Below are 18,349 nucleotides of genomic sequence, written 5' to 3'. Positions count from 1 at the left end.
CGCGATGCCTCGGAGAATTTGCATCAATTCTTTCCGAGGCGTCTTTCGCCGCACACCGTGTCCTACTCGCTGTCCCTGCTCGACAAGAGCCTGATCCCAGAAGGCGCCGACGCCGCTCAAGCGTTCCAGCACACCATTGCGCTCGCGCAAAGCGCGGAGCGGCTGGGCTACCACCGCTACTGGCTCGCCGAGCATCACGGCAACAGGAACTACGCGGGCTCCGCCCCCGAGGTGCTGGCAGCGCACGTGCTCGCGAAGACCTCGCGAATCCGCGTGGGCACGGGTGGCGTCATGCTGCAGCACTACAGCCCGTTCAAGGTGGCCGAGACCTTCCGCGTGTTGGCTTCGCTGGCACCGGGGCGCGTGGACCTGGGCATCGGCAAGGCACCCGGCGGCCTGCCGCTGACGAGCAAGGCGCTGCAATGGCTGCACGATCCGGTGAAGGCGAAGGGCGAGGACTTCGGGCTGCGCCTGGCCGAGCTCGATGCCTTCCTGCACGATGGCATTGCCTCCGGCCATGCGTTGGCCGGCGTGGTGGCCACGCCCAATCCCCCGCAGCTGCCGCAGCGCGTGCTGCTCGGCGGCAGTCCTGAAAGCGCGGTGCTGGCGGCGCGCCTCGGCTGGGACTTTGCCTATGCGGGGCATTTCAACGGCGACCCGGTGAACCTTGCGCAATCGATCGAGGCCTACCGCGCCGAGACGGGCCGCGCGCCGCTGCTCGCGCTCTTCGCCTTCGCGGCCGAGACGCACGAGAAGGCCGCGGAGCTTGTCGGTGCGCTGCGCAGCTTTCGCGTGCACCTGTCCACGGGCCAGAGCGTCAACCTGCCGAGCCTCGAGGCGGCCGCCGAGTTTGCGCGGCAGGCCGGCGTGAGCGACTACCGCACCGAAGAACGCCGCCCGCATGTGATCGCAGGTTCCGGCGAAGAGGTGCGCGACGCGCTCGACGGGTTGAGCGAGCGCTACGGCATCGAGGAGTTCGTCATAGACATCCCCGTGGCCGGTTTCGCCGAGCGCCACGCCTGCGTCGAACTGCTTGCCAAGGCGCGCGAACCGGCGCTGGCCTGAGCCTTTCCTTCAACCTCACAAGAACGATCGTCATGAGCAACATCAAGTTCGGCGTCATGCTGCAGGGTGCCGGCAGCCACATGAATTCATGGAAGCATCCGGGCGGGCCGGCCGACGCCAGCGTCAACCTCGACTTTTTCGTGCGCACCGCGCAGAGGGCCGAAGCGGCCGGCATCGCCTTCGCATTCGTGGCGGACGGGCTCTACATCAACGAGAAGTCGATCCCGCATTTCCTCAACCGCTTCGAGCCGATCTCGATTCTTTCGGCTCTCGCCACCGTGACCTCGAAGATCGGCCTCGCGGGTACCGTTTCCAGTTCGTACAGCGACCCGTTCACGGTGGCGCGCCAGTTCGCCTCGCTCGACCTGATCAGCGGCGGCCGCGCGGGCTGGAACGTGGTGACCACCCCGCTCGAAGGCAGCGCGAAGAACTACAGCCGCAGCCACCCCGAGCACGCGCTGCGCTACGAGATCGCCGACGAGTACCTTGCCGTCACGCAGGGCCTGTGGGACAGCTGGGACGACGATGCCTTCGCGCGCAACCGCGAGACCGGCCAGTTCTTCGAGCGCGAGAAGCTCCACACGCTGGACCACAAGGGGCGCTTCTTCCAGGTATCGGGCCCGCTGAACATCCAGCGCTCGCCGCAGGGCCAGCCGGTGATTTTCCAGGCCGGATCGTCGGACGCGGGTGTCGGTCTCGCGGGCAAGTATGCGGACGCGGTGTTCACGCATTCACCTTCGCTGGAAGACACGCGCAGCTTCCTGCGGCAGGTGAAGGCCAGTGCGGTCGCGCAGGGCCGTCAGGCCGACGACGTGAAGATATTCCCCGGCATCGGTCCCGTGGTCGCGGCCACCGAGGAAGAAGCCGAGGCCAAGTACCGCGCCATCCGCGAGCTGCTGACGGTGGAGGAGGCGCTGGCCTACCTGGGTCGCTTCTTCGATCATCACGACTTCGGCCAGTACCCGCTGGACGCGCCGTTCCCCGAGCTGGGCGAAATCGGCCGCAACAGTTTTCGCTCGACCACCGACCGCATCAAGGCCAACGCGAAGGCCAAGGGCCAGACCTTGCGCGAAGTGGCGCTCGAAGTGGCCACGCCGCGCACGCAGTTTGTAGGCACCGGCGAGCGCATCGCCGACGAGATCATCCGCTGGGTGGACGAGGGCGCGGCCGATGGCTTCATCCTCGGTTTCCCGGTGCTGGGGCAGGGCCTGGACGACTTCATCGAGTTCGTGATTCCGGTGCTGGAGGCGCGCGGGCGCTACCAGCGAGAACTGCCTGGCGTCACCCTGCGCGACCACCTGGGACTGCCACGCAAGGCGAGCCGCTACGCCGCGCAAGACGACGCGCCCGCCGCGAAAAAGAAGGTCGCCTGATGGGAAAGAACCACAAGGAGACGGAGACGAACCGCATGAACGAACACTTCCTCTACACCACGCCGCTCGACCCGCGCGCGAAGCCGTTGCTCGAAGGCCTTTCGTTCGAGTACGACAGCCGCTATGGCGACGTGCTGCGCGAGCCCGGCGCGCCGCGCGAGATAGACCGCTATCCGGCCGAGGTGTTTGCGCCGTCGCACGGCGGCAACTTCGTGCTGCTGCTGCGGGACGGCATCGCCATCGGCGGTGGCGCCTTCATGCGCCATGACGAGCGCACGGCGGAACTCAAGCGCGTGTGGACGCACGGCCCACTGCGGCGGCAGGGTCTGGCCGGCAAGGTGCTTGCCGAGCTGGAGGCGCAGGTGCTGCGGCAGGGCTACGAGCGCATCTACCTGACGACGGGCTTTCGCCAGCCCGAGGCCGTGGGCCTGTACCTCGGCCATGGCTACACGGCGCTGTTCGATCCGCCCATCGACCCCGAAACGCCGCGCAAGCTGCCTTTCGAGAAGCACCTGGACACGGGGCGCCATCACGGCCGTCCGGCCGCGCAACGAGCCGAGGCGGTACAGCGATGAACACGACCGTTCTCGACGCCGGCAGCGAGCCGCGCAGCCCCGCGCCCGTTCGCGTGCCTCAACCGCAGCGCGCGGCAGCAGCGCCAGCACCCGCCAAGGGCGACTACTCGCACTTCCGCGTCGTGCCGGCGAAGTACCCGGCCCGCACGGCCGGCACCATCTTTGCCGTGGCGGTCATCGGCATCGTGCTGCATTCGACGCTCACCAACCCGCGCTGGGGCTGGGGCGTGTTCGCCGAATGGTTCTTTGCGCAGCCGGTGCTCGAAGGGCTGGGCCGCACGCTGCTGCTGACGGCGCTGGGCGCGTTGCTCGGCTTCTTTTTCGGCACCGGGCTGGCGCTGGCACGCGTCTCCCGCTCGCCGCTGCTGGCGCGGCTGTCATGGGTGTTCACGTGGATCTTCCGGTCGATTCCGGTGATCGTGCTGCTGCTGATCATCAACAACCTCGGCTACCTCTACGAGACCGTAGCGCTGGGCATTCCGGGCACCGACGTCACCTTCTTCTCGTACCCGACCACGCAGCTGATCAGCCCGTTCGTGGCGGCACTGCTGGGCCTCACGCTGAACCAGGCGGCCTTTGCCTCGGAGATCGTGCGCGGCGGCATCCTTTCGGTGGAGCAGGGGCAGCTCGAAGCGGCGGCTGCACTGGGGCTGTCGCGCGGAAGGCAGTCGCTGCGTATCGTGCTGCCGCAGGCGATGCGCACGATCTTGCCGACGGCCTTCAACGACATCATCGGGCTGGCCAAGGGCACGTCGAACCTCTACATCCTGGCGCTGCCCGAGCTGTTCTACACGATCCAGATCATCTACCGGCGCAACCTCGAAGTGATTCCGCTGTTGATGGTGGCGACGGTGTGGTACCTCATCATCCTCACGGTGCTGTCGGTGGCGCAGCACTACATCGAGCGGTATTTTTCGCGCGGCGCGCTGCGCCATCCGCCGCGTTCGTGGCTCGGTGGCGTGGTGCGCGGCCTGTGGCGATCGAAGGCGCCGACCGTGGCACCCGTGACCGGAGCGCCGGTCGCCGCCGACGCCCCCGCGCAGGTGCCGCGCTGGACCGATCCGCTCACGCGGGGCGGCGAGGTCACGATCCACGGCGTTTCGAAGAGCTTCGGCACGCTCAAGGTACTCGACGACGTGACGCTCACCGTGGGTCAGGGCAGCGTGACGGTCATCCTCGGCCAGTCGGGCTCGGGCAAGTCGACGCTGCTGCGGGTCATCAATCACCTGGAGCGCGTGGACGACGGCTTCATTGCCATCGACGGCGAACTCATCGGCTACCGCCGCGACGCGGACACGCTCTACGAGCTGCACGAGAAGGAAATCCTCAAGCGCCGCGTTGATGTGGGCATGGTGTTCCAGAACTTCAACCTGTTCCCGCACCTCACGGTGCTGGAGAACATCGTCGAGGCGCCGGTGTCGGTGCGCGGCCTGCCGCGCGCCGAAGCCGAGGCACTGGCCTCCGAGCTGCTGGGGCGCGTGGGCCTGGGCGACAAGACGCATGCCTATCCGCGCCAGCTTTCCGGCGGCCAGCAGCAGCGCGTGGCCATCGCGCGCGCGCTCGCGCTCAAGCCCAAGGTGCTGCTGTTCGACGAGCCCACCTCGGCGCTCGACCCCGAGCTTGTGGGCGAGGTGCTGGCCGTCATCAAGGAGCTGGCGTGCTCGGGCACCACGCTGGTCATCGTGACGCACGAGATCGGTTTTGCGCGCGAGGTGGCCGACACCATCGTCTTCATGGAGCGCGGCCGCATTCTCGAAACCGGCACGCCCGACAAGGTGTTCAACGCGCCGGAGCATCCGCGCACGGCCGAGTTCCTGGCCAAGGTTCTTTGATTCCTCATCCTTTTCTTTCTCTACTGCATCGCTCTTCATGACCCATCGACGAAACATCCTGTCCGCTCTTCTGGCGACGTTGCTGCCCCTGGCTGCCCTGGCGCAACCCGCCGCCGACCTGAGCCCCGAGCAGGCCGGCCGGCCGCGCGCGCAGAAGCTCGACGAGGCCGTCAAGCTCGCGAAGGACTTCAAGTTCCAGAAGGAGGGCGTGTTCGTCGTCGGCACGACCACCGGCCGCCTGCCGTTCGCGGCCTATGCGACCGACACGAAGACGCCCGTGGGCAACGCCCCCGACATCGCCCAGCTGGTGGCCGACAGCCTCGGCCGCAAGCTGGAGCTGGTGTCCACCGCCTGGGCCGATTGGCCGCTGGGCCTGCAGTCGGGCAAGTTCGACGTGGTGGTGTCCAACGTGACAGTGACCGAGGAGCGCAAGGAGAAGTTCGACTTCTCCACTTACCGCAACGACCAGATCGGCATCTACGTGAAGTCCGACAGCAAGCTTGGCGCCATCAAGGAGCCGAAGGACATCGCGGGTCTGAAGGTGATCGTGTCGGCCAGCACCAACCAGGAGCAGATCCTGCTGCGCTGGAACAAGCAGAACGTGGCGGCCGGGCTGAAGCCGGTCGAGATCCAGTACTACGACGACGATGTGGTGCAGCGGCTGGCGATCCAGTCGGGCCGCGCCGATGCGTACGTGGGCCCGAACGCCATCGCGGCCTATGAGGCGCGCGACGGCAAGACGAAGCTCGCGGGTGTGTTCTCCGGCGGCTGGCCGCAGAACGCCGAGATTGCAGTCACTTCACGCAAGGGCTCGGGCATTGCGGACGCCATCACGCTCGCACTGAACGCGCAGATCAGGAACGGCAACTACGCCAAGGCGCTTTCGCGCTGGAATCTGAATTCCGAAGCCATCGAGGCCTCGCGCACCAATCCGCCAGGCCTGCCGAAGAACTGAGCGACGGGCATGACTTTCAAGTACGCACCGGGCGCCTGGATCGCCCGCAGCTTCGTCGCACTCGCGCTGGTTGCCGGCGCGGTGCAGGCTGCCGACAAGTTCGACTTCAGCCCCGAACAGCGCAGCCGTCTGCGCGCCGGCAAGGACGCGGAAGCCGTCAATGCCATTCCACCGAGCTTCAGATTCGTGAAGGAAGGCGTGCTGACCGTCGCCATTGCGCCGTTCGCCCCACCCATCTCGACCTACGCCACCGACGCGAGGACGGTCGTCGGCTTCGACGCCGACTTCGCGCTGCTCATCGCCGATGCGCTGGGCCTGAAGCTCGACCTGCAGCCCATCGCCTGGGCCGACTGGCCGCTGGGCCTGAGCTCGGGTAAGTACGACGCGGTGATCTCCAACGTGGGCGTGACAGAGCAGCGCAAGGAGAAGTTCGACTTCTCGACCTACCGCCTCGGCCTGCATGGCTTCTATGTGCGCACCGACAGCGCGATCAAGTCGATCAAGGAGCCGAAGGACGTGGCGGGCCTCAAGCTGACGACCGGCGCCGGCACCAACCAGGAGCGCATCCTGCTCGAGTGGAACCGGCAGAACGTTGCGGCGGGTTTGAAGCCCGTCGAGATCCAGTACTACGACGATGATGTGACGCGCACGCTGGCGGTGGTCACCAAGCGGGTCGATGCCAACTTCAATCCGAATGCGCCGCAGGCCTATGAGGCTGCGAAGAACGGGCAGATCCGGTTGGTCGGAACGGTCAACGCGGGCTGGCCGCTGAAGTCGGACGTGGCCATTGCCACGCGCAAGGGCAGCGGCCTCGCGGTGGCGCTGACCACCGCGGCCAATGGCCTGATCCGCAACGGCACCTACGCCAAGGCCCTGGCGCGCTGGAGCCTCGTGGAAGAAGCCTTGCCGAAGTCGGAGACCAACCCGCCCGGTTTGCCGAAGTTCGCGCCATGAGCATCCGCCATCTTGCATTCCTCACGCCCGGCAACTACGCCGAGGGCGATCCGCACACCGGACTCGAAGCCGCGCTGAAGCTCTTCGAATTCGGCGAGAAGCTCGGCTTCAACGGTGCATGGGTGCGGCAGCGGCACCTGGAGCGCGGCGTGTCGTCGGCCGCGACCTTCCTGGCCGCCGCAACGCAGCGTGCGCGTCGCATCGAGCTGGGCGCGGCAGTGATCCAGATGGGCTACGAGAATCCGTTCCGGCTTGCCGAAGACCTCGCCACGGTCGACGTGCTCTCGCGCGGCCGGCTGCAGGTGGGCCTGAGCGCGGGCGCGCCGCAGCATGGCGCGCTCTTGGGCAACCGCTTCTACGACGCGGCGCCGAACACCATCGACTTCACGCACAAGCGCGTCGGGCGGCTCAAGGCCAACCTGGAGGACACGCTGCTTGGCGATGAGCAGACTTTTGTCGAGTCGGCCGGCGGTCGCGTTCGGCCGCGCATTCAACCGTACCCACAGGGCTTGACCGACCGGCTCTGGTACGGCGGCGGTTCGTTGCGCTCGGTCGAGTGGGCGGGACGCAATGCGTTCAACCTGCTGCTGGGCAATGTGCTGTCGGGCGAGACCACCGACGACTTTTTGCAGGCGCAGCTGGGCCTCGTCGAGCGCTATCGCGCCAGCGAAGCGGATGGGCGCAGGGGCAGGGTGGCGCTGGGCCGCGTGATCGTGCCGCTCGATAGCGCCGATGCCGCCACGCGCAAGCGCTACCGCGAGTTTGCGGCCGGCCGCGTCGAACGCACGCTGACGCCGCAGGGCGAGCGGCGCACGCTGTTCGCGGGCGACCTTGTGGGTACCTCCGACGAAATCCTGGAGCGCCTGCGGCACGACCCGGTGCTGCCGCATGTGAGCGAATTGCGTGTGGAGCTGCCCTACAACTTCAGCGGTGCGGAATACGAACAGATCCTGACCGACTTGTCTGGCCGCATCGCGCCGGAACTCGGTTGGCGGGCGCTTTGAACTGGAGGATGGAGAGAGAGGGGAGACCCTGAGGCATTGAGTTCGAGGTGAGTCGGAGTCGGGTTGCGCTTTCTGCAATTCGACGGGCGACTTTTCAACGGGCCTTCGGCCCGTTTTTTTTCAAGAGAAGGCGAGCCCTACAGCATGTAAGTCACGAGCTTGAAGTCCGGGTCCTCGGGGAAGGGCTTCACCGTGAAGCCCAGCCGCCGCACCAGCTTCAGCATGTCGGGGTTGTTGGCCAGCACCAGCCCGTCGATTTCCGCAAGGCCCTTGTCGCGCGCCACGTCGATGATGCTTTCCATCAGCCGCGAGCCGATGCCCTTGCCGCTGAACTCGTCGGCCACCACCAGCGAGAACTCGCAGCTGGTCTGGTCGGGGTTGGTGACGTAGCGCGACACCCCCACGATGTGCTCGCTCTCGAGCACGGTGCCTTCGGGCGACACGCTGCGCTCCAGCATCACCGCCACCAGCGCCATCTCGCGGTCGTAGTCGATCAGCGTGAAGCGCGACAGCATCGACGGCGGCAGTTCGTGGAAGCGCGAGACGAAGCGGAACCAGCGGCTCTCGGGCGACAGGCCCTGCACCAGCGCCTGCAGCATCTGGGCGTCGTTGGGGTGTACCGGCCGCACGATGTAGGTGCCGCCGCCGGTGCCCGGCAGGGGCCACTCGCGCCGGTAGCGCGCGGGGTACGGCATGATCGCCAGGTGCTGGTAGCCGTTGCCCAGGTGGCCCGCCGCCGCCTGCGTGCTGCTGCCGATCACGATGCGCGCATCGACGGACACCGCGCCCGACTCGTCCACGATGATCGGGTTGATATCCATCTCGCGCAGCTCGGGCAGCTCGCACACCATTTCAGACACGCGCAGCAGCACGTCTTCGATCGCTTCCATGTTCACGGCACTCGCGCCGCGCCATTCACCCAGCGTCTGCGCCACGCGCGAGCGCTCGATGAGCCGGTGCGCGAGAAACTGGTTGAGCGGCGGCAGCTCCATCGCGCGGTCGTTCAGCAGCTCGATCATGGTGCCTCCCGCACCGAAGACGATGACCGGGCCGAAGGGTTCGTCGGTCACCATGCCCACGTAGATCTCGCGGCCGCGCCGCGCCCGCACCATCTTCTGCACGGTCACGCCGTTGATGCGCGCCTCGGGCGCGAGGCGGGCCACGCGCTCCATCATCTCGATGTAGGTGTCGCGCGCGCCGGTGCCGTTCATCACGTTGAGCGCGACGCCCTCGACGTCCGACTTGTGCGGGATGTCGGGCGAATCGATCTTCAGCGCCACCGGAAAGCCAAGCTGCGTCGCGATCATCATCGCCTCGCTGGCGCTGCGCGCGAGCAGCGTGCGCGTGATCGGAATGTGGAAGGACGACAGCAGCGACTTCGATTCCATCTCCGTCAACACACGGCGCCGCTCGGCCAGCACGCTTTCGATCAGCAGGCGCGCGCCCTCGATGTCGGGCTTGGCCAGCGCCGACAGCGGCGGCGGCGTCTGCTGCAGCAACTGCTGGTTCTGGTAGAAGGCCGCGATGTTGCCGAAGGCGCCCACCGCGGCCTCTGGCGTGCGAAAGCTCGGGATGGTTGCCTCGGCCAGCACCGAGCGCGCCTTGCCGACGGAAGAGTCGCCCATCCAGCAGGCCAGCAGCGGCTTGTTCATCGGCCGCGGAATGTCCGCCAGCGCTTTCGCGGTGGCGGCCGCGTCGGCGCCGGCCTTGGGCGAGAAGATGGCGAGCACGCCGTCGACCTGGCTGTCGGCCGAGGCTGCGTCGATGGCGGCGCGGTAGTGCGCGGGCAGGGCCTCTTCAGAAAGGTCGATCAGGTCGGCCAGCGAGGCGAGCGGGGGCAGGGCGGGCTGCAGCACTTTCTGCGCCGGTGCGGAGAGCTTGCCCAGGTCGAGCCCGATCTCGTTGATCCAGTCGGCCGCCAGCACACCGGGGCCGCCGCCGTTGGTGACCACCGCAAGCCGCTTGCCCACGGGGCGATAGCGCGAAGCCAGGCACTTGGCGGCCGAGAACAGTTCGACGAAGGAACGCACGCGCACGGCGCCCGCGCGGCGCAAGGCGGAATCGAACACGTCGTCGCTGCCCACGATGGCCGCGCTGTGTGTCTGCGCTGCCTCGTTGCCCGCGGGCTTGCGGCCGGCCTTGAGCACCACCACCGGCTTGGCATGCGAGGCCGAGCGCAGCGCGCTCATGAAGCGGCGCGCGTCGGCAATGCCCTCGAGGTACACGATGATGCTGTGCGTGGCCCGGTCGTTGGCGAGGAAGTCGAGCACCTGCGGAATGTCGACCGAGGTGTGCGGGCCCAGCGACACCACGCTGGAAAAACCGACGCCGTTCTGCCGCGCCCAGTCGAGCATCGAGGCCGTGAGCGCCCCCGATTGCGACACCAGCGCGAGCGGCCCCGGCCTGGCCAGCGGACCGGCTGCACTCGCATTCAGATGCAGTAGCGGCCGCTGGAAACCGAGCGAGTTCGGCCCCAGCAGATGCACCCCTTCGCGCTGCGCGATCTTGCGCCACTGAGCCGCCTGGTCCGCGCCGATGCCGCTCGAAAGAACCGCTGCCGCCGTGCAGCCGATGCGCCCTGCGATTTCAAGCGCGGCCGCCACGTCGCGCGGCGCCAGCGCGATCAATGCGAGGTCGGCGTGGGTCTGGGCCAACTCTTCGAGCGTGCCCTTGGTGCGCACGTCCAGAAAGCGCAATGTGCCGTCGAAGCGGTCGGTGCGAAAGGCCTCGCGCAGCGTGTGGCCCGCCGGAGTCTGGCCGCCCGGATCGTCGGCGTGGCCGACGAAGGCCACGATGGAGGCGGGCGCGAAAAGCGGGTTCAGAAAGTGCTTGTCCATGCCCCCAAGTCTGCACCGTTCGCCGGCCGTTGTGCAGTGCGGTGGTCAGGACGGATTCAGCGCGCTTGGCTATAGTCAAGGTTCCATGCAAAAACGTATCGGCGTGATCTTCGTCTCGCGACGAAATTCATTACGCAGCATCCTGGCCGAAGCGTGCCTCGCGCACCTGGACCCGAAGCGGTTCTCGGCATCTTCCTGCGGTCAACCCGGGCAGGTCGCCCGCGAGTTCCATCCCGCCGCCGTCGCCGCATTGAAGAGCACGAGCATCCCCGTGCCGCTGCGGCCGCCGCGCAGCTGGGACGAACTGGTGCGCGCGAATGCAGCGGCGGCAGACTTCGTCATCACGCTGGATGCGACCACCGAATCCCGCCAGCCGCCATGGCCCGGCCAGCCCGACGCGGCGTTGTGGGCCTACCCGGACGTGGCCGATGGCAGCGACCTCGACAAGATCGCGCACGACGCGATCCAGATGCTGTTCTCGCTGCGCCGCCGGCTGGAACTGCTCGTGAGCCTGCCGATACAAGGGGTGGATCGCTCGGCCGTGCGCTCCGACCTGCGGGACCTGGGGTACTTGCGCTAGCGGGCCTGCGCAGCGTGGCGCCCCGCGTCCGTCGCTTCACTCCAGCGTGAAGCCGATCTTCAGCGTCACTTGCCAGTGCGCCACCTTGCCGTCGACCACATGCCCACGTGTCTCGGTCACGGTGAACCACTGGATGTTGCGCACCGTCTCGTGCGCCTTGGCGATGGCCACCTGCACGGCATCTTCGATGCCCGTCGGCGAGGAGCCCGTCAGTTCGAGCGATTTGTAGACATGGTTGGACATGGGATCGGTCTCCTTCAGGTTGTTGGTTGGACAGCGGCGGCAAGGCGGCCGCAAAACATCGTAGTCCTGTTGCGGGCGGCAGTGGACGAATCCGGCTATCGCTATGCGCCCAGCTGCTTTCCCGCATCCCCGAAGCTCTCGACCAGGAACCCGACGACGGCCTGCACGCGCGCCGTGCGGCCCTTGCGGCTCGGTACCAGCAGCGTGACCGGTGCACTGTCGAACTGCCAGTCGGCCAGCACGCGCACCAGCGTGCCGCGCGCGACGGCGTCGGCCGCGTCCCATTCGGAACGCAGCACGAGGCCCATGCCTTGCTCGGCCCATTGCCGGGCCACGCCGCCATCGTTGGTGACGTAGGCGGGCGAGATGCGCAGCGTCTCTCGCGCGGCCGACCGCTTGCCCGATGACCCCGCTGCGCCTTTGGCCGGACGCACGTGCCACAGCGTCACGTCTTCGTCGTTCTCCCGGATGCAGATGCAGCCGTGCGCCAGCACATCGCGCGGTGCACGCGGCACGCCGTGCAGGCGCAGGTAGTCCGGGCTCGCGCACAGCCAGCGCTCGTTGGCGCTCAGCGTGCGCGCCACCCATGAAGAATCGCGCACCGTGCCGATGTGGATCACGGCGTCGGCGTCGTGCCGGTCGGGCCACGGGGTTTCGCGCAGGTCGAGCTGCACGCGCAGCCCCGGATGCAGCCGGGCGAAGCGCGCCAGCATTGGCGCGATGTACTGCCGGCCGTAGCCGAAGGGCGCGGCGATGCGCAGCGCGCCGGTGAGCCGCCGGTCGTCGCGCTGCATCGATTCGCGCAGGCCCTCGATCTGCCCGAGCAGCGCGGCGGCCTCGCGCGCGAAGCGCTCGCCTTCTGGCGTGAGGCTCAGCCGCCGTGCGGTGCGGGTGGCGAGCGACAGGCCCAACGCGGCTTCGAGCTTGCGCAGCCGCATCGACAGCGCGGGTGGCGTCACGTCGAGCGCGCGGGCCGCCGCGCTCAGTGAGGGTTCGCGCAAAAGGGCGGCGGCGAGCTGCATGTCCTCGATCTGGATCATTAACTTCTGCTTAACGATTGATGACCGTGCATTGAAGCACAGGCACGGCCTTGAAACGTACAGTCGGTGGCCATGAGTACCCTTTCCACCATCGACACACCCGCCGCCCTCATCGAACAGGCGCGCATGCAGCACAACATCGCGCGCATGCAGCAGCGCATGAACGAGCTCGGCGTGCGCTTTCGCCCGCACGTGAAGACCAGCAAATGCATCGACGTTGCCAAGGCGCAGCGCGACGCGGGCGCGCAGGGCATCACCGTTTCCACGCTGAAGGAGGCCGAGCAGTTCTTCGCCGGGGGCTTCACCGACATCCTCTATGCCGTCGGCATGGCGCCGCACCGGCTGCCGCATGCGCTGGACCTGCGCCGGCGAGGCTGTGCGCTCGGCATCATCACCGACAGCGTGGAATCGGCGCGGGCGATTGCCGCGTTCGGCCGCGCGAACGGCGAAGTGTTCGACGTGCTGATCGAGGTCGACACTGACGGCCACCGCAGCGGCATCCGCCCCGAGGAAGACGCGCTGCTCGACGTGGCACACGCGCTGCACGACGGCGGCATGCGCCTTGGCGGCGTGATGACCCATGCCGGTTCCAGCTACGAGCTGGACACGCCAGAAGCCCTGAGGGCGATGGCCGAACAGGAGCGCTCGGGCTGTGTGCGCGCCGCACAGCGTCTGCGCGGCGCGGGCCTGCCATGTCCCGCGGTCAGCGTCGGCTCCACGCCCACGGCGCTGATGGCCCAGGCGCTCGATGGCGTGACCGAGGTGCGGGCCGGCGTGTACGTGTTCTTCGACCTCGTGATGCGCAACGTCGGCGTGTGCACCGAGGCCGACATTGCCTTGAGCGTGCTCACCACGGTGATTGGCCACCAGGCCGAAAAGGGCTGGGCCATCGTCGACGCGGGCTGGATGGCCATGAGCCGCGACCGCGGCACGCAGAAGCAGAAGCGCGACTTCGGTTACGGGCAGGTCTGCGGTATCGACGGCAAGGTGCTGGATGGCTACGTGCTCAGCGGTGCCAACCAGGAGCACGGCATCCTTTCGCGCGAAGGCGCGCCGGACGCGGACATCGCGGCGCGCTTTCCCATCGGCACGCGGTTGCGCATTCTGCCGAACCACGCCTGCGCGACGGGCGCGCAGTTTCCCGAATATCACGCGTTGTCGGAAGAGGGCGCGCTGAAGACCTGGGGACGGTTCCACGGTTGGTGACGCGGGCGTTGCGGAGCGGGCAAGGAAGGCATCACCTCCGCTCACCGCCTGGATGAACGATCGCTGCGCCTCGCAGCGGGTCATCGGTGCGCATGCATCGATGCGAACGCGAGGCAAAAAGGCGACGGCTGGGGTGCGGAAACCCCCCAGCCGTCTGACCAAGTGAAGTGCAACACCTCGGAAAGGACGCGCAACGTCGCCCAGTTCCGCTCTGCTCACCGAGATTGCACCCTTTTCCATCCCTCGCTCCTGTTGTGAGTGCGAATGGCTTTGACGCAGTTGCAGCAAGGGGCCGGGTTTACTTCGAACGTCCGTCGAAATGCTGTACCGGCACCGCCTCAAGGTCGATGCCCTCGAGGCAGCGGATGTTGATGGCCGCCATCTTGTTGCCCTTGGGATCGGTGCCTTCGCCGAAGGGATGGATACCGCAGTCCGGGCAGAAGCGATGCGAGATCACGTGCTTGTTGAACATGTAGTTGCTCATGTCCTCGGCTGGCGTCTTCAGCCTGAGCCGGTCGTGCGGCACGAACCACAACAACGACCCCTTGCGCTGGCACATCGAGCAGTTGCATGCCATTGCCCCCTGGATGTCGCCCTCGACTTCGAAAGCGATCCGGCCACAGTGACAGCTGCCTTGGTAGTTCATCGGTCCTCCAGAAGAAAATTCGCGCATTCCGCGCTCGCCTTGCCGGGGATTGCTCACACCCCTTCGATGATCCGCAGATCCCGTTCGGCACCGTCGCCCAGTGCAGCCAGCGCCGCTTGGTAGTCGGGGCTGTCATGAACGGATCTCGCATGATCGATGCTGTCGAATTCGACCAACACGGTGCGCTGGGCCAGTCCGAATTCGTAGACCTGGGCCGGCAGCCCTCGCGCCAGAAAGCGTCCGCCACCGGCGGTGATTGCCGGGCCGGCCAGCTTTGCGTAGGCCGCAAGTTTGTCGGCGTCCTTGACGGCACGGTATGCACTGACCCAGTAGGCTTTTGCCATGGTGATTTCTCTCAGGTTGGGGAGCAGGCAATATAGCTTGCGATGGCTCCTCGCCACCACTCGCCGGCATGGACACCCCCCGATGAAACGGCTGTGTCGCCTCTGCAGGCACTCTCAGAAGGACTGTTCCGCAATCACCCGGCGCACCGTCTGCAATGCACTGCGCAGGCTGTCCAACCCGACGGAGCCGAGCGCCAGCCGCAGCGCATGCGGCACGTGCTGCGAGGCGGCAAAAGGCTCCGCCGTCGACACCGACACGCCATCGCGCATCAGCGCCGCCGCGACGCGGTCGGCGCGCGTTTCTTCCGGCAAGGGCAGCCAGACGAAGTACGACGCCGGGTGGCGCACGCAGCGCAGCCCGGCGAGCGCGTCGCCGGCAATGGCCTGCCGCGTCGCGGCGTCGTGCCGTTTCTCGGATTCGAGCCGGCCGACGGTGCCGTCCTCCAGCCACGCGCAGGCGATTGCCGTGGTCACGCCGGGGTTGCACCAGGTCGTGGCCCGGATCGACCGTTCGATCTTCGGCACCCAGGCTTCCGGGGCCACGACGAAGCCCACGCGCAGCCCGGTCGCCACGCTCTTGGACAAGCCCGAGACGTACACCGTCGTCTCCGGTGCCAGCGTTGCCAGCGGGGGAGGCGGGTCGTCGGCCAGAAAGGCGTAGGCCGCGTCTTCGATGACGAGCAGGCCGTGCCGCCGCGCGATGGCGGCCAGGCGGCGGCGCCGGCTCGCACTCATCACCCAGCCGAGCGGGTTGTGCAAGGTCGGCATGGTGTAGACGGCCCGCACGCGGCGCTGCGTGCACAGGCGCTCCAGCGCGTCAAGGTCGGGTCCCTGGCCGGATGCCGGAATGGGTGCCAGCTCCAGCCGCTGCGCCTCGGCGAGCACCTTGAAGCCCGGGTAGGTGAGGGCATCGACCGCGATCACGTCGCCCGGCTGCAGCAGCGCCATGACCGTCACTGCCAACCCGTGCTGCGCGCCGTCGACGATCAGCACTCTCGACGGTTCGGCCGCCAGCCCGCGCGACTCGAGGTGCCGCGCAACGCAGGCGCGTTCGTGCATCCGGCCGCCATGGGGCGCATAGCGCAGCATCGCTTCCAGTTCGCCGCCGGCGGCAAGCTGGCGCAATGCGCCGCGCAGCAGCTCGGCCTGTCCGGGCAGCGAGGGGTAGTTGAAGTTCAGGTCCACCAGGCCCGCGGCCACGGCCTGCTGGTCGATACCCAGTCCGCGAGGCCGCACGGTCTCGCGCACGAAGGTGCCGCGGCCGACCTCGCCGCTGACCAGCCCCATGGCCTCGAGCTCCGCATAGACGCGCGATGCAGTGACCAGCGCCAGCCCGTGGCGTTCGGCCAGCCGCCGGTGCGTGGGCAGGCGGGTGCCGGGCTGCAGGCGCCCCGCGCGGATCTCGGCAGCGAGTTGATCGACCAGTTGCTTGTAGCGGGCTTCGGCCATTGCGGGATGTATCCATGACAATTTTTTGATTGTATTGATCGTCTCTCCTACGATGGGCGCGCCCCTTCTTCCAACGCACGAACTCCACGGACACCATGCACATCGCGATCCTTACCTTCGACGGCTTCAATGAACTTGATTCGCTCATCGCGCTCGGCGTCCTCAACCGGATCAAGAAGCCGGACTGGCGCGTGAGCCTGTGCTGCCCGACGGCAGAAGTCACGTCGATGAACGGCGTGACTGTTCGTGCGCAGTCCCTGCTCGAAGACGCGCGCCATGCGGATGCGGTCGTCGTCGGCAGCGGCATGCGGACGCGCGATGTCGTCGCCAGTCCCGAGCTGATGGGGCGCCTCGCGCTCGATCCGGCGCGCCAGCTGATCGCGGCCCAGTGCTCGGGCACGTTGATCCTGGCAAAGCTGGGCCTCGTGGGCAGCGTGCCGGCCTGCACCGACCTGACCACCAAGCCGTGGGTGCAGGAGGCGGGGGTGGAAGTGCTGAACCAGCCCTTTTATGCGCGCGGCAATGTCGCCACCGCGGGCGGCTGCCTTGCTTCTCCCTATCTGGCCGGCTGGATCATCGCCCGCACCGAGGGGCTCGAAGCCGCCACCGCGGCGCTTCACTACGTCGCCCCCGTGGGCGAGAAGGAAGCCTACGTTGCCAATGCGCTGAAGAACATCACGCCGTACCTGCCCCGATGACATTCGGGTTCGGCTGAACGCGGAATTCAGTGGTCCACGGGCGCCTGCAGCACCGCGGTCGCGCCCGATCCGGCCGACGCGTCCGCCAGTATCCTGGCCGGCCCGCAGCGGCCGTAGGTGTCGTCGAAGCGCACGATGTCGTCCTCGCCCAGGTAGCCGCCGGTCTGCACCTCGATCACCTCGAGCACGGTCTTGCCCGGGTTCTCCAGCCGGTGGATCGCTCCCGAGGGCAGGTAGATCGATTCGTTCTCTCGCACCAGCGTGACTTCGCCGTTGCAGGTGGCCCGCGCCGTGCCCTGCACGACGATCCAGTGCTCCGCGCGGTGGTGGTGCATCTGCAGCGACAGCTTGCCGCCGGGCTTGACGGTCAGGCGCTTGACCTGGAAGCGCTCGCCCAGATCGATGCTGTCGTACGCGCCCCAGGGCCGCACCACGCGGCGGTGCTGGGTGGCCTCGGCGCAGCCTTCCCGCACGAGCTTGCGCACGACGTCAGCCACCTGCTCGGCGCAGCCCACGCCGGCCACCAGCACGGCGTCGGGTGTGTCCACGATGATCAGGTCTTCGGTGCCCAGCGCCACCACCGGCCGGTGCGGCGCGTGGATGAAGGTGTTGCGCGAATTCAGCGCGCTGGCCTTGCCGCTCAGGCGGTTGCCCGCATCGTCCGCCGGATGCAGGCTGGCAACCGCGTTCCAGCTGCCGACGTCGCTCCAGGCGCCTTCGAATTTCACGACCGCGATGTCCCTGTGCTTTTCGAGCACGGCGTAGTCGATGCTGTCGGCGCGGCAGCCCTCGAAGGCAACGGGCTCCAGCCGCAGAAAGCTGCCGTCGGCAGCCACCGCGGCGGTGGCATGTTCGCAGGCCAGGAGGATGTCGGGCGCGTGCTCGCGCAGCGCCGCGACCAGCGTGCGCGCCTGCACGAGGAAGATGCCCGCGTTCCAGCTGTAGCCGCCGTGCAGGATCAGTGTTTCGGCCACCGCCGCCGTCGGCTTTTCCACAAAGCGCGCGACGGCCTGGCTGCGCCCGTCGGCCGAGGGCTCGCCGGCCTCGATGTAGCCGTAGGCGGTGCTCGGAAAACTCGGCACCACGCCGAAGGTGACGATCTTGCCGGCCAGTGCCGCCTTGACGCCGGTGCGGACGGTGCGGGCGAACAGCGCGGTGTCTGGAATGTGGTGGTCGGCCGGCGCGAACAGCAGCAGGTCGCCGGGATCGGCCAGCAGCGCGGCCGAGGCCATGGCCGCGGCGGTGTTGCGCGCCACCGGCTCCAGGATCTGCCGGCCCGTGGCATTGGCGTTCTCCAGCGTTTCCTTCACCAGGAAGCGATGGTCTTCCGACGTGATGCAGGTGATGTCGCGGTTCAGCACCGACAGTCGTTCGAGCGTGAGGTGCAGCAGGCTCTTGCCGCCGACCAGCGGCGCGAACTGCTTGGGCAGCGCCTTGCGCGACAGCGGCCACAGCCGCGTGCCGCTGCCGCCGCACAGAACCACGGGATGGATGAGATGGGTTTTCATGACGGCCTGCCTGCGTTTCTTTTTGAGGGAGTGGGAAGGG

17 protein-coding genes are annotated in these 18,349 nt (G+C 67.7%); 10 read left to right on the top strand and 7 right to left on the bottom strand.

Translation table 11 applies throughout. The annotated features are described in order from the left end of the window. Positions 1-57 precede the first annotated feature (57 nt). From PMI12_RS11080 to PMI12_RS11045, 7 genes are read left to right on the top strand one after another with little or no spacing between them, the layout of a single operon-like run. Positions 58-1,065, top strand: a complete 1,008-nt coding sequence (locus tag PMI12_RS11080) for an LLM class flavin-dependent oxidoreductase (RefSeq protein WP_007832168.1) — start codon at positions 58-60, stop codon at positions 1,063-1,065. Between the two features lie 32 nt (positions 1,066-1,097). Further along, the gene (locus PMI12_RS11075; protein WP_007832167.1) at positions 1,098-2,438 is read left to right on the top strand and encodes an LLM class flavin-dependent oxidoreductase; all 1,341 of its coding nucleotides are present in this window, start codon (positions 1,098-1,100) and stop codon (positions 2,436-2,438) included. A 35-nt stretch (positions 2,439-2,473) separates the two neighbouring features. Next, positions 2,474-3,013 carry a GNAT family N-acetyltransferase gene (locus PMI12_RS11070; protein WP_042673220.1) on the top strand — a complete coding sequence of 180 codons (540 nt, stop codon included), beginning with the start codon at positions 2,474-2,476 and terminating at the stop codon, positions 3,011-3,013. Then, positions 3,010-4,845 (top strand): amino acid ABC transporter permease/ATP-binding protein, encoded by a 1,836-nt coding sequence (locus PMI12_RS29565; RefSeq protein WP_007832165.1) that lies wholly within the window; start codon positions 3,010-3,012, stop codon positions 4,843-4,845. The genes PMI12_RS11070 and PMI12_RS29565 overlap by 4 nt, the downstream gene beginning before the upstream one ends. Positions 4,846-4,882: 37 nt before the next feature. After that, on the top strand, positions 4,883-5,800 hold the full coding sequence (locus PMI12_RS11055) for an ABC transporter substrate-binding protein (RefSeq protein WP_007832164.1): 918 nt from the start codon (positions 4,883-4,885) through the stop codon (positions 5,798-5,800). Between the two features lie 9 nt (positions 5,801-5,809). Continuing rightward, entirely contained in the window at positions 5,810-6,754 is a 945-nt protein-coding gene (locus PMI12_RS11050; protein ID WP_007832163.1) for an ABC transporter substrate-binding protein, read from the top strand. After that, on the top strand, positions 6,751-7,758 hold the full coding sequence (locus tag PMI12_RS11045) for an LLM class flavin-dependent oxidoreductase (protein ID WP_007832157.1): 1,008 nt from the start codon (positions 6,751-6,753) through the stop codon (positions 7,756-7,758). The genes PMI12_RS11050 and PMI12_RS11045 overlap by 4 nt, the downstream gene beginning before the upstream one ends. A 137-nt stretch (positions 7,759-7,895) precedes the next feature. Here PMI12_RS11045 and PMI12_RS11040 read toward each other — a convergent pair whose 3' ends face one another. Next, entirely contained in the window at positions 7,896-10,595 is a 2,700-nt protein-coding gene (locus PMI12_RS11040) for a bifunctional acetate--CoA ligase family protein/GNAT family N-acetyltransferase (RefSeq protein WP_007832153.1), read from the bottom strand. Positions 10,596-10,680: 85 nt separating this feature from the next. On the opposite strand from PMI12_RS11040, the gene PMI12_RS11035 reads away from it, so the two are divergent. Further along, the gene (locus PMI12_RS11035) at positions 10,681-11,175 is read left to right on the top strand and encodes an arsenate-mycothiol transferase ArsC (protein WP_007832150.1); all 495 of its coding nucleotides are present in this window, start codon (positions 10,681-10,683) and stop codon (positions 11,173-11,175) included. A gap of 36 nt (positions 11,176-11,211) precedes the next feature. On the opposite strand, the gene PMI12_RS11030 is transcribed toward PMI12_RS11035, so the two are convergent. Both PMI12_RS11030 and PMI12_RS11025 read right to left on the bottom strand, forming a co-directional pair. Next, positions 11,212-11,418, bottom strand: a complete 207-nt coding sequence (locus tag PMI12_RS11030; protein WP_007832149.1) for a dodecin — start codon at positions 11,416-11,418, stop codon at positions 11,212-11,214. Between the two features lie 101 nt (positions 11,419-11,519). Next, positions 11,520-12,458: a LysR family transcriptional regulator gene (locus tag PMI12_RS11025; RefSeq protein ID WP_007832147.1), complete on the bottom strand. Its 939-nt coding sequence runs from the start codon at positions 12,456-12,458 to the stop codon at positions 11,520-11,522. Between the two features lie 72 nt (positions 12,459-12,530). On the opposite strand from PMI12_RS11025, the gene PMI12_RS11020 reads away from it, so the two are divergent. Further along, positions 12,531-13,664, top strand: a complete 1,134-nt coding sequence (locus PMI12_RS11020) for a DSD1 family PLP-dependent enzyme (RefSeq protein WP_007832145.1) — start codon at positions 12,531-12,533, stop codon at positions 13,662-13,664. Between the two features lie 298 nt (positions 13,665-13,962). On the opposite strand, the gene PMI12_RS11015 is transcribed toward PMI12_RS11020, so the two are convergent. The 3 genes from PMI12_RS11015 to PMI12_RS11005 all read right to left on the bottom strand — a co-directional run bounded on the left by PMI12_RS11015 (position 13,963) and on the right by PMI12_RS11005 (position 16,103). After that, a complete protein-coding gene (locus PMI12_RS11015; RefSeq protein WP_007832143.1) occupies positions 13,963-14,310 on the bottom strand; it encodes a GFA family protein in 348 nt (115 codons plus the stop codon). Positions 14,311-14,363: 53 nt separating this feature from the next. Continuing rightward, positions 14,364-14,654: a DUF1330 domain-containing protein gene (locus PMI12_RS11010; RefSeq protein WP_007832142.1), complete on the bottom strand. Its 291-nt coding sequence runs from the start codon at positions 14,652-14,654 to the stop codon at positions 14,364-14,366. 114 nt (positions 14,655-14,768) lie between these two features. After that, positions 14,769-16,103, bottom strand: a complete 1,335-nt coding sequence (locus PMI12_RS11005) for an aminotransferase-like domain-containing protein (RefSeq protein ID WP_007832141.1) — start codon at positions 16,101-16,103, stop codon at positions 14,769-14,771. A gap of 95 nt (positions 16,104-16,198) precedes the next feature. On the opposite strand from PMI12_RS11005, the gene PMI12_RS11000 reads away from it, so the two are divergent. Next, the gene (locus PMI12_RS11000) at positions 16,199-16,801 is read left to right on the top strand and encodes a DJ-1/PfpI family protein (protein ID WP_007832140.1); all 603 of its coding nucleotides are present in this window, start codon (positions 16,199-16,201) and stop codon (positions 16,799-16,801) included. Positions 16,802-16,827: 26 nt separating this feature from the next. Here PMI12_RS11000 and PMI12_RS10995 read toward each other — a convergent pair whose 3' ends face one another. After that, positions 16,828-18,309: a mannose-1-phosphate guanylyltransferase/mannose-6-phosphate isomerase gene (locus PMI12_RS10995; protein WP_007832139.1), complete on the bottom strand. Its 1,482-nt coding sequence runs from the start codon at positions 18,307-18,309 to the stop codon at positions 16,828-16,830. Positions 18,310-18,349 lie beyond the last annotated feature (40 nt).

Source organism: Variovorax sp. CF313 (assembly GCF_000282635.1).
In the GTDB taxonomy this organism is placed as follows: domain Bacteria; phylum Pseudomonadota; class Gammaproteobacteria; order Burkholderiales; family Burkholderiaceae_C; genus Variovorax.
This window is presented reverse-complemented; position numbering and strand designations above follow the sequence as displayed.